The sequence below is a fragment of the Propionivibrio soli genome (genome assembly GCF_025770765.1).
GTDB lineage: Bacteria > Pseudomonadota > Gammaproteobacteria > Burkholderiales > Rhodocyclaceae > Propionivibrio > Propionivibrio soli.
Window position 1 is genome coordinate 112,189 of the sequence record NZ_JANZKY010000016.1, and the last position, 15,667, is coordinate 127,855.

The 15,667-nt window shown below is 60.4% G+C and carries 18 protein-coding genes; 6 read left to right on the forward strand and 12 right to left on the reverse strand.

From position 1 onward, the window contains the following. Window positions 1-147: 147 nt before the first annotated feature. Complete coding sequence (locus NZ453_RS18360; protein ID WP_263772282.1) at window positions 148-591, forward strand: universal stress protein; 444 nt, start codon at window positions 148-150, stop codon at window positions 589-591. Between the two features lie 115 nt (window positions 592-706). Here NZ453_RS18360 and NZ453_RS18365 read toward each other — a convergent pair whose 3' ends face one another. Next, window positions 707-1,714, reverse strand: a complete 1,008-nt coding sequence (locus NZ453_RS18365; RefSeq protein WP_263772283.1) for an AAA family ATPase — start codon at window positions 1,712-1,714, stop codon at window positions 707-709. A gap of 152 nt (window positions 1,715-1,866) precedes the next feature. Between NZ453_RS18365 and NZ453_RS18370 the strand changes: the two genes are divergently transcribed. The 5 genes from NZ453_RS18370 to ycaO all read left to right on the forward strand — a co-directional run bounded on the left by NZ453_RS18370 (window position 1,867) and on the right by ycaO (window position 7,097). Continuing rightward, window positions 1,867-2,307: an NfeD family protein gene (locus NZ453_RS18370; RefSeq protein WP_263772284.1), complete on the forward strand. Its 441-nt coding sequence runs from the start codon at window positions 1,867-1,869 to the stop codon at window positions 2,305-2,307. Further along, window positions 2,304-3,164: an SPFH domain-containing protein gene (locus NZ453_RS18375; protein ID WP_263772285.1), complete on the forward strand. Its 861-nt coding sequence runs from the start codon at window positions 2,304-2,306 to the stop codon at window positions 3,162-3,164. The genes NZ453_RS18370 and NZ453_RS18375 overlap by 4 nt, the downstream gene beginning before the upstream one ends. 24 nt (window positions 3,165-3,188) lie before the next feature. After that, complete coding sequence (locus NZ453_RS18380) at window positions 3,189-4,079, forward strand: DMT family transporter (RefSeq protein ID WP_263772286.1); 891 nt, start codon at window positions 3,189-3,191, stop codon at window positions 4,077-4,079. Between the two features lie 3 nt (window positions 4,080-4,082). Continuing rightward, entirely contained in the window at window positions 4,083-5,237 is a 1,155-nt protein-coding gene (gene yqhD / locus NZ453_RS18385) for an alcohol dehydrogenase (protein WP_263772288.1), read from the forward strand. A gap of 123 nt (window positions 5,238-5,360) precedes the next feature. Continuing rightward, window positions 5,361-7,097 (forward strand): 30S ribosomal protein S12 methylthiotransferase accessory factor YcaO, encoded by a 1,737-nt coding sequence (gene ycaO, locus NZ453_RS18390; RefSeq protein WP_263772289.1) that lies wholly within the window; start codon window positions 5,361-5,363, stop codon window positions 7,095-7,097. Here the strand turns inward: ycaO and NZ453_RS18395 are convergent. The 11 genes from NZ453_RS18395 to NZ453_RS18445 form a co-directional block, all read right to left on the reverse strand. Beyond that, complete coding sequence (locus tag NZ453_RS18395) at window positions 7,058-7,801, reverse strand: class I SAM-dependent methyltransferase (RefSeq protein WP_263772290.1); 744 nt, start codon at window positions 7,799-7,801, stop codon at window positions 7,058-7,060. The two genes, ycaO and NZ453_RS18395, sit on opposite strands and share 40 nt — an antisense overlap. Before the next feature lie 78 nt (window positions 7,802-7,879). Continuing rightward, entirely contained in the window at window positions 7,880-8,221 is a 342-nt protein-coding gene (locus NZ453_RS18400) for an antibiotic biosynthesis monooxygenase family protein (RefSeq protein WP_263772291.1), read from the reverse strand. A 72-nt stretch (window positions 8,222-8,293) separates the two neighbouring features. Then, a complete protein-coding gene (locus NZ453_RS18405) occupies window positions 8,294-8,617 on the reverse strand; it encodes a heavy metal-binding domain-containing protein (RefSeq protein ID WP_263772292.1) in 324 nt (107 codons plus the stop codon). A gap of 26 nt (window positions 8,618-8,643) precedes the next feature. Continuing rightward, window positions 8,644-8,991 (reverse strand): GFA family protein, encoded by a 348-nt coding sequence (locus NZ453_RS18410; protein ID WP_263772293.1) that lies wholly within the window; start codon window positions 8,989-8,991, stop codon window positions 8,644-8,646. 289 nt (window positions 8,992-9,280) lie between these two features. Beyond that, the gene (locus NZ453_RS18415; RefSeq protein WP_263772294.1) at window positions 9,281-9,730 is read right to left on the reverse strand and encodes an SRPBCC domain-containing protein; all 450 of its coding nucleotides are present in this window, start codon (window positions 9,728-9,730) and stop codon (window positions 9,281-9,283) included. Between the two features lie 133 nt (window positions 9,731-9,863). Beyond that, entirely contained in the window at window positions 9,864-10,268 is a 405-nt protein-coding gene (locus NZ453_RS18420; RefSeq protein WP_263772295.1) for a carboxymuconolactone decarboxylase family protein, read from the reverse strand. Beyond that, entirely contained in the window at window positions 10,265-10,675 is a 411-nt protein-coding gene (locus NZ453_RS18425; protein WP_263772296.1) for a MerR family transcriptional regulator, read from the reverse strand. The genes NZ453_RS18420 and NZ453_RS18425 overlap by 4 nt, the downstream gene beginning before the upstream one ends. 62 nt (window positions 10,676-10,737) lie before the next feature. Next, entirely contained in the window at window positions 10,738-11,139 is a 402-nt protein-coding gene (locus NZ453_RS18430) for an ACT domain-containing protein (RefSeq protein ID WP_263772298.1), read from the reverse strand. A gap of 35 nt (window positions 11,140-11,174) precedes the next feature. Further along, entirely contained in the window at window positions 11,175-11,603 is a 429-nt protein-coding gene (locus NZ453_RS18435) for a GNAT family N-acetyltransferase (protein ID WP_263772300.1), read from the reverse strand. 140 nt (window positions 11,604-11,743) lie between these two features. Further along, on the reverse strand, window positions 11,744-12,082 hold the full coding sequence (locus tag NZ453_RS18440) for a hypothetical protein (RefSeq protein WP_263772302.1): 339 nt from the start codon (window positions 12,080-12,082) through the stop codon (window positions 11,744-11,746). Window positions 12,083-12,225: 143 nt separating this feature from the next. Beyond that, complete coding sequence (locus tag NZ453_RS18445; protein WP_263772304.1) at window positions 12,226-15,444, reverse strand: bifunctional diguanylate cyclase/phosphodiesterase; 3,219 nt, start codon at window positions 15,442-15,444, stop codon at window positions 12,226-12,228. Window positions 15,445-15,667: the final 223 nt, after the last annotated feature.

A 15,667-nucleotide genomic window follows, 5' to 3' on the forward strand; every position in this document is an offset into this window, starting at 1 on the left:
TTTTGCGTCTATAGTGAAAGTGGGCTGTTAAGAACCCGCAACAAGAGGCAACGAAGCGCCACGTCAATGAAGCGTCGGCGACCAGCCATACGGCGATGCTCCAACAATGATGCGGCCTTTGCTCCCGATCGCAAGAAAGGAGTCATCATGTTCAAGCACATTCTGGTTCCGACCGACGGTTCCCCGTTCTCGCAAGAGACGGTTCGGCGTGCTGTTTCCTTCGCCAAGGAAGCGGGAGCGCGCATTACCGCGTTTTATGCCAAGCCGGAGTACCCCGTGACGTATTACGGCGAAGGCGCCTTGATCGACTCCACCTCGCCCGAACACTTCGCGAAGATGACCGAGGAACAGGCGGCACAGATCCTGGATCCGGTCGAGACGCTGTGCGCGAACGAGGGCGTCCCTTGCACGAAGCTCTCGCTGACCAACGACGTGGTCTATGAGGCAATCATCGAGGCGGCCACAAAGAGCGGTTGCGACCTCATCTTCATGGCGTCCCACGGTCGCCGGGGCTTCAGCGGGCTCCTGCTCGGCAGCGAAACGAACAAGGTGCTGACGCATACCCGGATTCCGGTGCTTGTGTATCGCTGAAAAGACGGCCGCCGCCCCAGGCTTGGGCGGGAGCATTCCGAATCGGCAGAGGGGGTCGGTGGTGGGTCGCGTGGTGGCCGACGACCGTTAGGCGTCGGCCCACAGCGCGGCTTGTTCAGTTCGCCGAGCGTTTCAGCAGTCGCGGTTCCTCGAAGAGCGAGTTGATCTCGACGCGTCCGATTTCGCGGTTGTCTGGCACGAGATAGAGGACCGGCGTGATCAGTTCCTCGAAAATGCCGCGCAGGCTGCGGGCTCCAGTCTTATATTCGATGGCGATTTCGGCGATCTGCTCAAAGACGCGCGGTCCCACCGCGAGTTCGACGCCTTCTGCGCGGAAAAGCTCGACGTATTGCCGATAGATCGCGTTCTTCGGCACGCTCATGATGCGCACGAGCATGTCCTTGCTCAAATCCTGGAAGTTGGCGACTACCGGCAGGCGGCCGGTGAATTCGGGAATCAACCCGTATTCGAACAAATCCGTCGGTTTGACCCGCTTGTTCAACCGATCGAGGATGCTCTTGTCGTCGGCGGCAGCGGTGGCGATGAAGCCGAAGCTATGCGTCTTCGCCATGATCTTGTCGAGCCCCACAAAGGCTCCGCCGCAAATGAAGAGCACGTTCGTCGTGTCGAGATACTGGCCGCCGGCGAGTCTGACGGGGACGCCTTCCATGATCTTGAGCAACGCGTGTTGAACGCCCTCCCCGGAGGTAACGCGTCCCTCCGTTCCCGATGCCTTCAGCTTGTCGATCTCGTCGATGAAGACGATGCCGAAACCCGCCCTGCGGGGATCCCCGGCGGCCTTGTCGACGAGGCGCTGCAGGATGGCCTCGATTTCCTCGTTGACGTACTTGGTCTGCGCCAGCGACGTCGCATTGCCGGTCGCGAAAGGCACGCCGAGCATCCGTGCCAGCGTTTCGCAGGTCAGCGTTTTTCCGGTTCCCGATGGCCCGACGAGCAGCACGTTGCTCTTGGTCAGGGCGCCATCTCCCTGCCCCAGCGTCGCGATCTTGCGGTAATGCGCATACACGGCGACGGCCAAGGTTTTTTTTGCCTCTTCCTGCCCGATGACATATTGGTCGAGGTAAGCGACGATGCGACTCGGCGTGACTTCCTTGCTCAGCACGATGATCTCCTGTGAATGGCCAACGGCGTATACCTGCGCCGTATGGCATGGACGCGCTATGGTAGTCCGATTCAGCTCCTGGGGCGCATGCACTGTGCGCCGATGATCGGTTATGCTTGTCGCACTCGATTCGCCTTCAGGGAAGAAGAATAATGTTCGAATGGTGGCATTGGATGGTCCTCGGCCTCGTCCTCGCCATGGCGGAACTCGCGGTCCCAGCATTCTTCATCATCTGGTTCGGTATCGGCGCCATTGGCGTCGGCTTGGTCCTGCTGTTCGCGCCGGACCTCGCCATCTCCACGCAGATGCTGCTCTGGGCGGCTTTGTCACTCGCCCTGGTCGCCGTCTGGTTCCGGCATTTCCGGCCGCGCACCGTGACGTCGGTCGGAACTTCGGCGGCGTCGGTGCCCGGGGAGACGGGCGTCCTCGTGAATGATCTCGCGCCGGAAACGCGCGGCCATGTGCGCTTCCAGCGCCCCATCCTGGGTTCCGACCTCTGGGAGTGCTACGCGGACACGAAGATCAAGGCGGGCGACCGCGTGCGCGTGGTCGCCGTCGAAGGAAATTTCATGAAAGTGGAGGAAGCGAAATGATCGGCATGACCGTCACCTCAGTCGTATTTCTCGTTTTCGTCATCGTGACGATCGCCAAAGGCGTCCGTATCGTGCCCCAGGGCGAGGAATGGATCGTGCAGCGGCTGGGTAAGTACCGCGTGACGCTCATGCCCGGGCTGCGTTTCATCATCCCCTACTTCGACACGGTGTCGTATAAGGTCACGACGAAGGACATCATCCTCGACGTTCAGGAGCAGGAAGTGATCACCCGCGACAATGCGGTGATCGTGGTCAACGCCATCGCCTTCATCAAGGTTACAGACCCGGTGAAGGCCGTCTACGGCGTCGAGAACTACTCCGAGGCGATTCGCAACATGATCATGACTACATTGCGCTCGATCGTCGGTGAAATGGAACTCGACCATGCGCTGTCCTCGCGCGACATGATCAAGACACGTTTGAAGGCCGGAGTTGCCGATGAAGCGCTCGACTGGGGACTGACCGTCAAGTCGGTCGAAATTCAGGACATCAAGCCCTCGCAATCGATGCAACGCGCAATGGAACTGCAGGCGGCCGCCGAGCGGGAACGGAAGGCGATGGTCACCCGCGCCGAGGGCGAGAAGCAATCGATGATTCTCTCCGCCGAGGCACGCCTGGAATCGGCAAAACGCGACGCCGAAGCGCAAGTCATGCTGGCCGACGCCTCGTCGCAAGCGATCACAAAGATCACGAGCGCTTTCGGCGAAAACGAATTGCCGATGTTCTACCTGCTCGGCGAGAAATACATTACCAGCCTGGGCAAGCTGGCCGAATCGCAGAACGCCAAGACGGTTCTGCTCCCGGGGGACCTGCAGGGTGCGCTACGCGGCTTGTTCCAGAAGATGCCCCAACCCTGACCCCGACTTGCCGAAGGACCACGTTTGACCGACCGGAAACAGCTCTACGAAGGCTATCTGGCTGCGACTGCCACGCTCGTCATGTGGGCGTGCTTTTCCCTCGTCTCCCGGATGGCGGGCAAGAGTCCGCTTACGCCCTACGACGTCTTCGCGCTGCGCCTGATCACCGCCGGGGTGGTGCTGCTCCCGTTCATCGGCAGCATGCCGAAGGACGCCTGGCGCGACGGCCGGCTGTGGTTGCTCACCTTCCTGTGCAGTGTGCTCTATTGCCCGTTGGCCTACGCCGGCTTCAAGTACGCGCCGGCGTCACATGGCGCGATCCTGCTTTCGGGCATGCAACCCTTTCTGGTGACTTTCGTCGCCTGGTTTATCGCGGGGACGCGACCGAACGCGATGCGTTGCCTCGGACTCGTGCTCATTGCCGTCGGCGTGGCTTGTGCCGCCATGCCGTACTTCAGCGACTGGTCAAGTGCCATGGTGTTCGGCGACCTGCTGATCTTTACCTCATCGGTACTGTGGGCTTTCTACGCGGTTCTCGGCTCTCGCTGGGGTTACTCGCCGTGGGTTCAGACGCGGGCCGTCGCCTTTGGCTCGTCGCTCGTCTATCTGCCGATCTATTTTTTGTGGCTGCCAAAGGCGCTCAGCGAGGCTACGATGACGATGATCGCGATCCAGGGGTTCTTCCAAGGCATCGTCGCCACCGTGCTCGCCATGCTCGCCTACCTGCGCGCCATCAAACTGCTCGGGCCAGAGCGCGCTTCGGCTTTTCTAGCGCTGGTTCCGATCGTTATCGGGGTTGTTGCCGTACCCCTGCTCGATGAGCCGCTCACCGGATGGCTAGCGAGCGGGATCGTTTTCGTTTCTCTGGGATCGTACGTTGCATCGCGGTATGGTTCCGCTCGTTTGAGGAGTTAATCGATGGAAAATTTCACGTTCTATAACCCCACCCGCATCCTGTTCGGCGCCGGTCGTATTGCTGATGTTGCCCGCGAAGTGCCAGCAGGCGCGCGGGTGCTCATCACCTACGGCGGCGGCAGCGTAGTCAAAACGGGCACGCTGGACGAAGTCAAAGCCGCGTTGAGCGGTTTCACCGTTCTTGAATTCGGCGGCATCGAGCCGAATCCGACTTACGAAACCTTGATGAAGGCTGTCGAACTGGCGCGTAAGGAAAAGGTGGACTTCCTGCTCGCCGTCGGCGGCGGCTCGGTGATCGACGGCACCAAGTTCATTGCCGGCGCCATCCCCTTCGACGGCGAGCCATGGGACATCCTCGCCAAACGAGCCCGGATCACGAGCGCCGTGCCGTTCGGCAGCGTGCTGACCCTGCCCGCCACCGGCTCCGAAATGAACAGCGGCGCGGTAATCACCAAGCGGGCGACCAATGACAAGTTGGCCTTCTTCAGCAACCTGCTGTACCCCCGCTTCTCGGTACTCGATCCGACCAAGACCTACACGTTGCCCGCGCGGCAGGTATCCAACGGCGTTGTTGACGCCTTCGTACACGTCGTCGAGCAATACCTAACGTACCCGGCCGACGCCAAGGTACAGGACCGGTTTGCCGAGGGCCTGCTGCTGACGTTGATCGAGGAAGGGCCGAAAGCCCTGCGCGAGCCGGAAAACTACGCCGTGCGCGCCAACCTGATGTGGACCGCGACGCTGGCCTTGAACGGCCTGATCGGGGTCGGCGTCCCGACCGACTGGGCGACCCACATGCTGGGACACGAAATCACTGCCTTGCACGGGCTCGATCATGCGCAGACGCTGGCCATCGTCCTGCCGGCGATGCTGCAGGTCCGGCGCGAGGAGAAACAGGCGAAGTTGCTGCAGTACGCCGAGCGCGTATGGGGCCTGACGCAAGGCGACGAAAAAGCGCGCATCGATGAGGCGATCGCCCGCACCCGCCAGTTCTTCGAATCGGTACAGGTAAAGACGCGGCTCTCCGATTACGGCATCGGCAAGGATGCCGTGCCCCCCCTGGTCGCTCAACTCGAACGCCACGGAATGAAGGCTCTTGGCGAGCATCAGAATCTGACGCTCGAAGGGTCGCGCCAGGTTTACGAACTGGCCGTCTAGCGCCAGCCCCTCACTGGACGCTCTGCGCGTCATCATTCACCTCGGCGCACGTAATGGTGTGCCGAGGACCGCCACACCGGAAATCGCAGCCGGCCGAATACTGCGGGCACGTTGAGGAACCGTATGCGCATCGAACATTTCATCGCCGGCAAGGACGCTTCTCTCGAAGCGTCGATCAACCGGATGCAGGCCGGACTCGCGCGCATCGGATTCCACGTCGAGGAACGCTCTTGGCTGAATCCGGTCGAGGGCGTCTGGTCGGTACATCTTGCCGACCGCGATTGTCCGCTGCTCTACACCAACGGCAAGGGCGGATCGCAGCTCGCGGCGCTCGCGAGCGCCCTCGGTGAGTTTTTCGAACGGTTGGCATGCAACCATTTCTGGAGCCATTACTACCTCGGTCCGCAACTGGCAGGCGAGCTTTTCACCCACCATCCGCAGGAACGCTGGTTCGCCATCGATGAGGAGGCCTGGCCCGCCGACTTGCTCACGCCGGAACTCCAGCAGCTCTACAACCCCGAGGACTCGATCCCGCCCGAGGCACTCGTGGACCGCAACTCCGGCAACTCGGAGCGCGGCATCTGTACCCTGCCCTTTGTGCGCCTGAGCGATAACGAGACGGTGTGGTTCCCGGTGAATATCATCGGCAATCTCTATGTCAGCAACGGCATGTCGGCGGGCAACAGCGTCAACGAAGCACGTGCGCAGGCTCTGTCCGAAATTGTCGAGCGCCACGTGAAGTTCCGCATCATTCGGGAAGGGCTCTGCCTGCCTGCCGTGCCAGCCGAGGTGATCGCGCGCTTTCCCAAGATCGAGGCCGGAATACGCAGCCTGCGCCAAGCCGGTTTCGGCGTCCTCGTGCGCGACGCGTCGCTTGGCGGGCAATACCCGGTCATGAACGTCACGCTGCTCAACCCTACCGATCAGGGTTGTTTCGCCAGTTTTGGCGCGCATCCGCGTTTCGAAGTCGCCCTCGAGCGGGCCTTGACCGAACTGCTGCAAGGCCGCGCGCTCGACGCGTTGAATGGGTTCCCCGAGCCGGGCTTCGACCTCGAAGAAGTAGGCAGCGCCCCGAACCTTGAAGTCCATTTCGTCGACTCAAGCGGCATCGTCAGCTGGAACTTCCTGGGCGACACGCCGGACTTCGAGTTCTGCGACTGGGATTTCAGCGAAACGACAGCCGAGGATTATGCCAGCCTGGTCGACATGATTCAGGGCGACGGCTATGACATCTATGTTGCCGATCGATCCCATCTCGGCGTATACGCATGCCACGTACTCGTCCCCGGGATGTCGGAGATCTACCCCATGGACGACCTCGAATACGAGAACAACAGCATGGGCAACGGCATCCGGGAACCGATCCTCTACCTGCCCGAACTCGACGACGAGGAATGCCGCGATCTGCTCGACGCGCTCAATGAGTCAGGCTTGGCCGACGACCGGCCGGTCGCCGGGATCATCGGGCTTGCGCCCGACCAAGGCTCGCTTTGGGAAGATCTGCGCGTTGGAGAATTGAAGACTCTGCTTGCACTCGCCATCGGCGACGAGGCGGCGACCCGCGAAGGGTGCGAATGGGTGCGTCATTTCGCGCAGATCGACGCCGACCGCCGCCGCGTCTATGGCTGCATCGAGACCTTGCTGCGGCTTGGTGACGACAGCGATTACAGACTCTACCGCGACGCGCTGCTCGGACTCTACGGGGGGCTCACCTTGAACCAGGCGGAAGCGCTGCTGAGTCGTGAAGACCGCTTTTTCGGCATGGACGCACCCAGCCTGGAACTCACGGGTTGCCAGACCCACAAACGCTTGCTCGATGCCTATGCCAAGGTGCGCGCGCAGTTCTCGGCGACCTCCTGAGATTCTCGGGCTACCGGCTCTACGGCGCGCCTGATCACCAACATCTCGTTCCCGCCGCGCTGAAATTCGTAGGCGACGCGCCGGGTCGAGACGGCAAACCCGCTCCGGCCCAACTCATCGATCATTGAATCGAGATGCGGCGAGCGGCGGCCGTCGAGCGTAAGCAGAGGAAAGACGCGCACTTCGCGGGCCACGCGCAGCATCTCCTGCAGCGACTCCAGATGGAACGTTTCGGATAAATGGTCACTGTACAGAAAGAGGAAGTGCGACGAGAGCGCGAGGTCGAAGGTGTCACTTGCAAACGGCAGCCGCGGTAATTCGCCGGCTACGTAACGGCCATCGCGCTTCCCGGCGGAGAAGTCCGCGAGAAAGTTCTCCATGGCCGACAAGCGCACGCGCCCGACCTCCTCGACCGATCTCATCATCCCCCAGACATAGTCCGCCTGATTCTGCCGCAATTGTTCGAGGACCTTTTCGTAGGTATCCGCAATCCGGCCACGAATCTGTGCTGCGTCGAACGCATAGACTGGATCAAATGAGACGACCCGCCCGCTTCGTTGCGTTAGCGTCGCGTTGAACGAAGCAGGGCTATCGCCGCAGCCGAGAATACTCTGTTCGAGATCCCTGGGTGAAAGATCGAACATGCCGACGTACTCGTCGTATGAGCGGCCCCACGGCACGACCTTGTCGAGTGTAAATCCCACATTAACATCCTGCGTCGAATACTTTCCATGCTGTATTGGAGATCGGACTTGCCCCAACGGCTAGCGGGTTGCCGCGCGTCATTCATGGGGCTTGCCGTAAGCCCGCTCAACGCGTGCCACCCTGACTTCGTAGTGTTCGTACCAGCGCTGTTTCCCGAGATCCTGTGCCGCGACATGGGACAGGTCCGCTTTCCACGCAGCAATCGCTTCCGTGGTTTCCCAATAGGAAATCGTGATGCCGAAACCTTCCGCATCGCGTGCACTCTCAATGCCCAGGAACCCCGGGCGTCCGGTGGCTAACGTTTCCATCCTGTCCGCCATCTTCCCATAGCCATAGTCGTCCTCCGTGCGGCGCGACGTGAATATGACCGCGTAATACGGCGGTTCTGGCGTCTTGGCAAAATGAGTTGAATTGCTCATCAGTCTGCTTTCAGAAAACCGGGGAGCCGTTTCGACGGCGAGCGTTCAGGCACATCACGGAGACCGCTCGGCTCACCGCTCGAGAACAACGGCGGTTCCGCTCGTGCACACCATCAGCATGCCGTTGTCCCGCCCGAGCACCTCGTAGTCCAAATCCACACCGACCACAGCGTCTGCCCCGAGCGCGGCGGCGCGTTCCTCAAGTTCCTTCATCGCGATATCGCGTGCCCGCTGCAGCTCACGTTCGTAGGTGGCGGAACGACCGCCGACGAAATCGCGAATCCCCGCAAAGAAATCCTTGATCACGTTGGCGCCCAGAATCGCTTCTCCGGCAACGATTCCACAGTACTTGGCGATACGACGGCCTTCGATGCCCGGTGTGGTAGTAATGATCATCCTTCTCTCCCCTGTTCTTCGGTTTTCTAGAGCGCCCTTCCGTCGAATTGCTTGACCGGAAGCGACGAGAAATCGACATCCTCAAGGCAGCGTACGTTGACGGCCGCCATGCGGTTTCCCGCCGGGTCGACGCCTTCGCCGAACGGGTGGATTCCGCATTTCGGGCAGAAGTGATGCTGGATAACGTGCTTGCCGAAGGTATAGGTGGCCATATCCGATTCTGGAGTAAGCAGGCGCAGGCTATCGCGCGGCACGAACCACATCAACGCTCCTTTGCGCGAACAGATAGAACAATTGCAGGCCATCACCTGCGTGAGTTCGCCGCTGACCTCGAATCTGATCTGCCCGCAGTGGCAACTGCCTTTGTAGTCCATGGCTGTCCTTTCATTGCTGTAGAGTTGAACGTCGGCAACGATCTATCTATTGGTCGTTTGAACAGCACGACCGTCACATTGCTTGGGCCGCGCGTGCTCCATCGTGGAATGACAGGAGATTTGAGTCTAGCCGTCAACGAGCCGGTCTGTAAATCGCTGCAGCAAGCAGGAGATACGTCGCGCCCCTCTCCCGCCCGAGTCCCCGCGCGCAAACCGCCCAGGGCACTCCGGGATGGAATCGGCGCAAGAACGCCCCGCATCCGCGTCGAGGCCGCGCACACTTGCTGTATCAGCCTGGCCTCTTCTCACAGAGTCCCTTGAGCCGCTGCAGCGCTTTCGGGAAGGCGTCCTGCATGTATTTCTCGAACTCCGGGGTCACGTCGATTGACACGATCAACTCGGTTCCATTCGGTGCCTGATTGAACCGGTAGTTCTCATAGGCAGGAGTCCAGGCTTTGACGGCATCGCTCATCGTGTCTTCCTTGCCCGCGACGATCATCCCGAGGTGCCGGATCGACACGTATTCATGCAGGCGGTTCTCGGCGATCTCCGAAATCAGGCCGTCGCCGCTCGGCGACATGAAGCGGATCTTTTCGCCCTGATGCCAGCTTCCCTCGAAAAACGACCCTTCGCAGAACTCGGCCGTCCATAACTTGTAGGTATCGGGACCGAGCATCGTGTCCCAAACCACTTTGCGGGGAGCCTCGATCAGAATCGGAAACTGAAGCGTCTTCTTCATGGCGGCCTCGTTCGACAGGATGGTGGGAATGTGGAAATGCGAGACGAGCGGCAATTCTGCCGCTCGCACCCAATAGACTGTCCGGCCGCCGTTTCGTTGCTTCTCGTAACCCAGGGGCGGGTCCCGGGTACCGTCACATCGTCGCGTCGCGCTCGGCAAACACGTCCTTGGCCGCAAACAGCCCGTTGAGTGCGGCGGGGAACCCGGCATACACGGCCATTTGCATGATGATCTCGACCACTTCCTCACGCGTGCAGCCCACGTTCAACGCTCCGTGAATATGCACCTTCAACTGCGGTGCGGCATTGCCCAATGCCGTCAAAGCGGCGACGACTCCGATCTCCCGGGTCTTGAGGTCAAGCTGTGGTCGCGAGTAGATGTCCCCGAACGGAAACTCGATCACGTATTTCGCGAAATCCGGGGCAATGTCGGCCAGTGAGGCAACAACGGCCTCTCCGGCACGGCCGTCGACCTCCTGAAGTTTTGCCCAACCGCGAGCGTAGCGGGTATTGTCGGTGGAGGACTGTGTCTGGTTCATTTGGTCACCTTTGCACGAGGCGCCCGCGCTTTGACGATCATCTTTCGATAGGTCGCAATCTTCTCGTCAAGCGCGCCGACGCATTTTGAAAGCTCGTCGATGCGTGTGACCAGGTGCTCACGATGGAGCTTGAGCATCGTCAGCCGCGGTTGCAACGTCACGTCCCCTTGCGCACGAAGGTCGGCGTACTGCCGGATCTCGGCGAGCGGCATCCCGGTGAGCTTCAGGCGAAGAACGAATTCAAGCCAAAGAACGTCTTCCCGGTTGTATTGGCGGTGGCCGCTATTGGCACGACCGGCCGGCCGCAGGATGCCTTGCTTTTCGTAAAAGCGCAGCGTGTGCGTCGACAAGCCGCACAACCGGGAAAGTTCTCCGATGGAAATAACGTTGCTGGTCACGGAACCCATGCTAGGACTTGAAGTGCACTCTAAGTCAAGAAGAGAATTGAGCCCCTTCGAGGACGAGTTGCTCAGGCGGTGCGTTGAAGCTCGCGCAAGACGTCGATGGCGCGTTCAGCCTGCGTTTCGGGCACAAATAGATGGTCATGATGCGCGCCGGCGACGACGTTACAGCTGATACCCGCCGCCCCCAAGGCGCCAGCAAATGCCGCCGTCAAACCGACGGCCTGCAAATCCGAATGAACCTGAAGCGTAATCCAACGCGCGCGAAAAACGGCGGTAAGCCCCGCACGTTGCGCTTCATCGGCCGCGAGGATAAGCGTCGTGCCTTCGCTTTCTCTTACCGTAGCGACAGGGGAAAGCTGCCCGAGGATAACGTCGTCAGCGACGACGCAATAGACATAAACGCCTTCATGAAGCAGAGGTTCCATCGAACGCAGCAGCTCGTTCAAATCTGAAACGGCGGGTACCATCGCTATCCTTCAGAAAAGAGGTTTGCTGTCTTACTTCAGTCGCCCTTCGTGGGCAGCGAGAATAGAGCGAGTTCCGTCCGTTCCTCGGCGGCGACAGCACGCCAGAATGCAGTACCTTCAGCATTGGCACGGAAGACAAACAGATGGCACTTGTCGATGCCGCGTGCGCGCAGCGCCCGCAGACCGGACTGCAGCAGCACCGTGGCAATACCCCGGCGACGATACGAGTCTGCCGTCGCGAGATGGTGGATCAGGCCGCGACGGCCATCATGGCCGCAGAGAACGGTACCAACGACGATGCGAGCGTCGGTCGCCACAAACGACGTCCCCGGATTGCGTTCCAGGTAGGTACGGATTCCCTCGGGTGAATCGGCGTCGCTGAGTCCGACGCCCGATGCTCTTTCCCAAAGCGCACGTGCCTGCGCATAGTCCTCGTACCCGAATACTCGATAGTTTATTGTCATTTCTTGGAACCACGAACGGCTGCAACTTCTCGGTAGTTATTCACATCCGAGTCCTGTTCATTTTTCTGTAATCTCAAAGTCATAAAATTGCAACATTCAAAATGCACCGAGCGCTTCATCGCCGACCGGGCGTTTTTTCCTTATTTCGCAGGGACTTTGCTTACAACTTCCCGCAGGTCTTCATCCGCAAGCGCGGCAAGCAGAATCAGTCCGGCGCGGACCAACTGGCTCTTCTTCACGGCGAGGCCCTGGTCGGCAAGGCGCCCCTTGAGGGCTTCGAGCCGGGCATATTCCGCTTTCGGCAGCGAGAATTTTTCGCGCACCACGCGTTCTTTTTTCCTCTGCTCATCAAGCGGGAGTGGGAAAGCCTTGGCCAGGCGCTTGCGCTTGATCGGCAGCGTGCCGCTCACACCGCTGGAGACTTTTGCACCTTCTACAGGCTTTGCCTTCGCTTCGGCAGAAACAGTCTTCGTCGCCATATTCTTCTCCTTCGTCATTGCAATTGCTTCGTCCGAAGTGTAGCCGAAGAACCGCTACGTCAACTACCGCGGAAACCCGGAAATGGAGGTAACTTACCAAATCAAATACGCATTGTCGGGTCGTTAACTGAAGGCCCCTCAGCCTAAGCGGAAACTCCCGCCTGGTCTTTGCATAGGGGAACGGCGTTTATGTCCCGCCCCGTATCTGAAGCGCTGAATATCCGCCCAAGGGTCCGCCCCCGAGCCGGAACCTCACCGGCAGCCAAAGGCTTACTGAAATAAAACCCCTGCAGCTCATCGCACCCAGCGGCCGCCAGTGCTTTCTCCTGCTCGGCGCTCTCAACGCCTTCGGCGACGACGCGCAAGCCGAGCGCGTGCCCAAGGCCGATGATCGCCTGCGTGATCGCCAGATCCTTTGGATCGTCGAGCATGTCACAGACGAACGACTGATCGATCTTGAGCCGGTCGATGGGAAAGCGATACAGATAATTGAGGCTCGAGTAGCCGGTTCCGAAGTCGTCGACGGAGAGAGAAATGCCGATGTCCTTGATCGCCTGCAGCAAGTCGATGGTATTGCTCATGTCTTCCATCAACAACGACTCGGTCAGCTCGAACTCGATATGCCGAGGATCGATCGCATGTACCTGCAGTGTCGTACGTACCGCTTCGAGCAAGCCGGCATCGCGAAACTGTGCCGGCGAGAGATTGACAGAAACCGGAACGACGCCGCTCCCTGCTTCCCGCCACTCGGCCTGCTGGCGACAGGCTTCGCCGAATATCCAATAGCCGATCGGCACGATCAGTCCGGTCTCCTCCGCCACCGGAATGAAGCGGCCTGGCGAAACCACGCCCCATTCCGGATGATTCCACCGTACGAGCGCCTCAACGCCGATGAGCCGGCCACTGCGGACATCGACACGCGGTTGATAAAGCAGAAACAGCTCGCCGCGTTCGGCAGCGCCGCGCAGGTCGCGTTCGATCTCCATACGTTCGCGAGCGTTGCGGTCGAGCTCGGCGGTAAAGAACTGTGCATTGTTACGGCCGGCCTGTTTGGCTTGATACATCGCTGCATCAGCATTCCTCATCAGCGTATCGACATCCCGACCATCTTCGGGATAAAGCGCGATGCCGACGCTGCACGAAACGCACAATTCCGCGCCGTCGACATCGTGCGGCCGGCGGATCGGTGGAATCAGCCGACGTTCGACGATGTGGCGCACCTCGTCGACATCCTTCACACCATTGAAGATGACGACGAACTCGTCACCTCCGTGACGGCTGACGGTATCTCCGGCTCGCACCGCATCGAGCAGGCGGCGCGCCACGGAACGTAGAAGCCCGTCGCCGATGTGGTGACCGAGCGAATCGTTGATGTTCTTGAAGCGGTCGAGGTCGATGAACAACACGCCAACGCGTTTGTTGTTGCGGTCAGCCTGTTGGATTGCCATGTTGAGGCGATCCAAACAGAGCGCCCGGTTGGGCAAATCGGTCAGCGTGTCGTGATGCGCGAGGTGACGAATGCGCCGCTCGTTCTCCTTGCGTTCACTGACATCGAGAAACGCCGCCACGTAATGAGTGATCAGCCCCTCGGCATCGCGCACCGCATTAAGCACAGCCCAGACGGGGAAGACCTCACCCGTCTTGCGCCGCAACCACAATTCGCCCTGCCAGGACCCACGCGCCGTCGCCGCCTTCCAGACTTGGTCAAAGTGTCCGTCGGAATAGTGGTCTGAACGCAGCAGATCCGGTGGATTACCGACGACTTCCGAGAGGTCGTAAGCGGTGCTGCGGCAGAACGCACGATTCACGGTCACCACCTCACGCTCGGCGTTCGTGATCATGATGCTCTCCGACGAAGCCTCGAAGACCTTCGCCCATAGTTCGAGTCCTGCTTCCATCTGCTTCAGGCGGCCGATGGGAGTGAACGCCGTGAGCACCGCGTCCTGATCCTGATAGCGCAGCCGCGTGGCCGAAAGCAGCATCCAGTGCTCATCTCCGCCGCCATGCCAAACCGCCTCGAACTCCCGGACCTCGTCGAAATCGGCCAATTGCTGAAAGAAACGGACCCGATGCGATGCGTCGAGTCCGCGCATCCAGGGATCGGTTTTCTGTCCATGCAGCCAAGCCGTTGCCGGATGGTTCGCGTGAAGTACTTCGTGACGCGGAATCGCGGTCACCATCAATGGAATCGGGATTGCTTCGAGCAGCTCGCGTTGTGCGAGCGCAGCACGCGCGTTGGCCGCGAGTTCCTGCTCGATGCGCCTGAAGCGGTCGAGTTGCCCAAGCATTTCATTGAAGGCATGCACCAGCCGGCCAATCTCGTCGCCAGACGACCACGTGGCACGTAGCGAGTAGTCTGCCGAAGCGCTGACACGTTCGGCGACCTCCGATAACCGCTTGATGGGCCGTGCGATCATGCGCGCGACATAGAAGACGACGGACAGAATCAGAAGCAAAAGCATCACCGCCGTTCCAAGGTGCCACCACATGCGCGTGAACAGGCCCTCGATGCGCAGGGCGAGCAGTTCGTCGAGCGATGTTCCTGTGCGCTCCCAAGCTTCGGCCAGGGCATCTCTCAACTCTGATGTCATTGCGTTGACCTCGCGCGCCGACGGCCGAAATCCTGCTTCCAGAGCCACTTGTCGCGTTTGTTCGCGCAATCCCTCAATAGCCGAAAGAAGACGTTCTCGGGATGGCGAAAGATGTGCGCGCAACCCGGCTTTACCTGCGTCGAGCGCTTCTTCGTAATCAGCGGAAATCCCGGAGGCAACGGCGTCGAGCCGTCCCTCCACGATGAGGTACTCGGTCTGCCGTTGCGCACGCGAGGCCGGCGTGCGTGCTTCACGTACCGCCAACGCCTTCTCGCCGATCTGGCCCACCAACCCATACAGTTCCGGGAAACGCAGGATCACCAACGACATCGCGTAGTAGCTGTCGAGGTCGGGGTCGAGAATCAGGTTCGAATGGTTGCCGACGCGGGTGATCAACGCCTGGGCCGCGGCGGCAGTAACAGCCCCGTAGCCCCCGACGCCCGGCGCATCTTGCTCCAACTGCCGCACCAACGCGGCGGACTGCTCGGCACTGCGCATGCCTTTTCCATAACGCCGCTCGGCGAATGCCACGCGCTCAGCGGGGCTATCCGCACTGGCGGGAACATTACTATCGGTGAAAATGGCCGCGCGCACCTGCGCTATGTAGGCGTTGCCCACGACTTCCTTGCGGGTGAAGTCGATGGCGATGTACTTCTCGTTGATCAGAATCGTCGAAACGAAAATGACTGCCGAGAGGTCGAGCACATAGATCAACGTCAGTTTACGGCTGACGCTGAGCCGCCCGATCAATCGATGGACGAATTGCCGCATTCCCCAACCTCCTTCCCGGAGGGCAGAGGACGCAATAACCGGGCCACGACGGCTCCCAGCTCGAAAGCGCGTAAAGCTTCGTACTAGCTCGGTCCGTGGGAAGTACAGCCAGCCGCGCGCACCAGCCCGGGGCACGTCGTCATATCCGCGACACGAACGCACCGCACAGGTGCATGGGAAAACGCATGGGCGACAGCGCGCAATTCAGGGCGAATAGCCCATT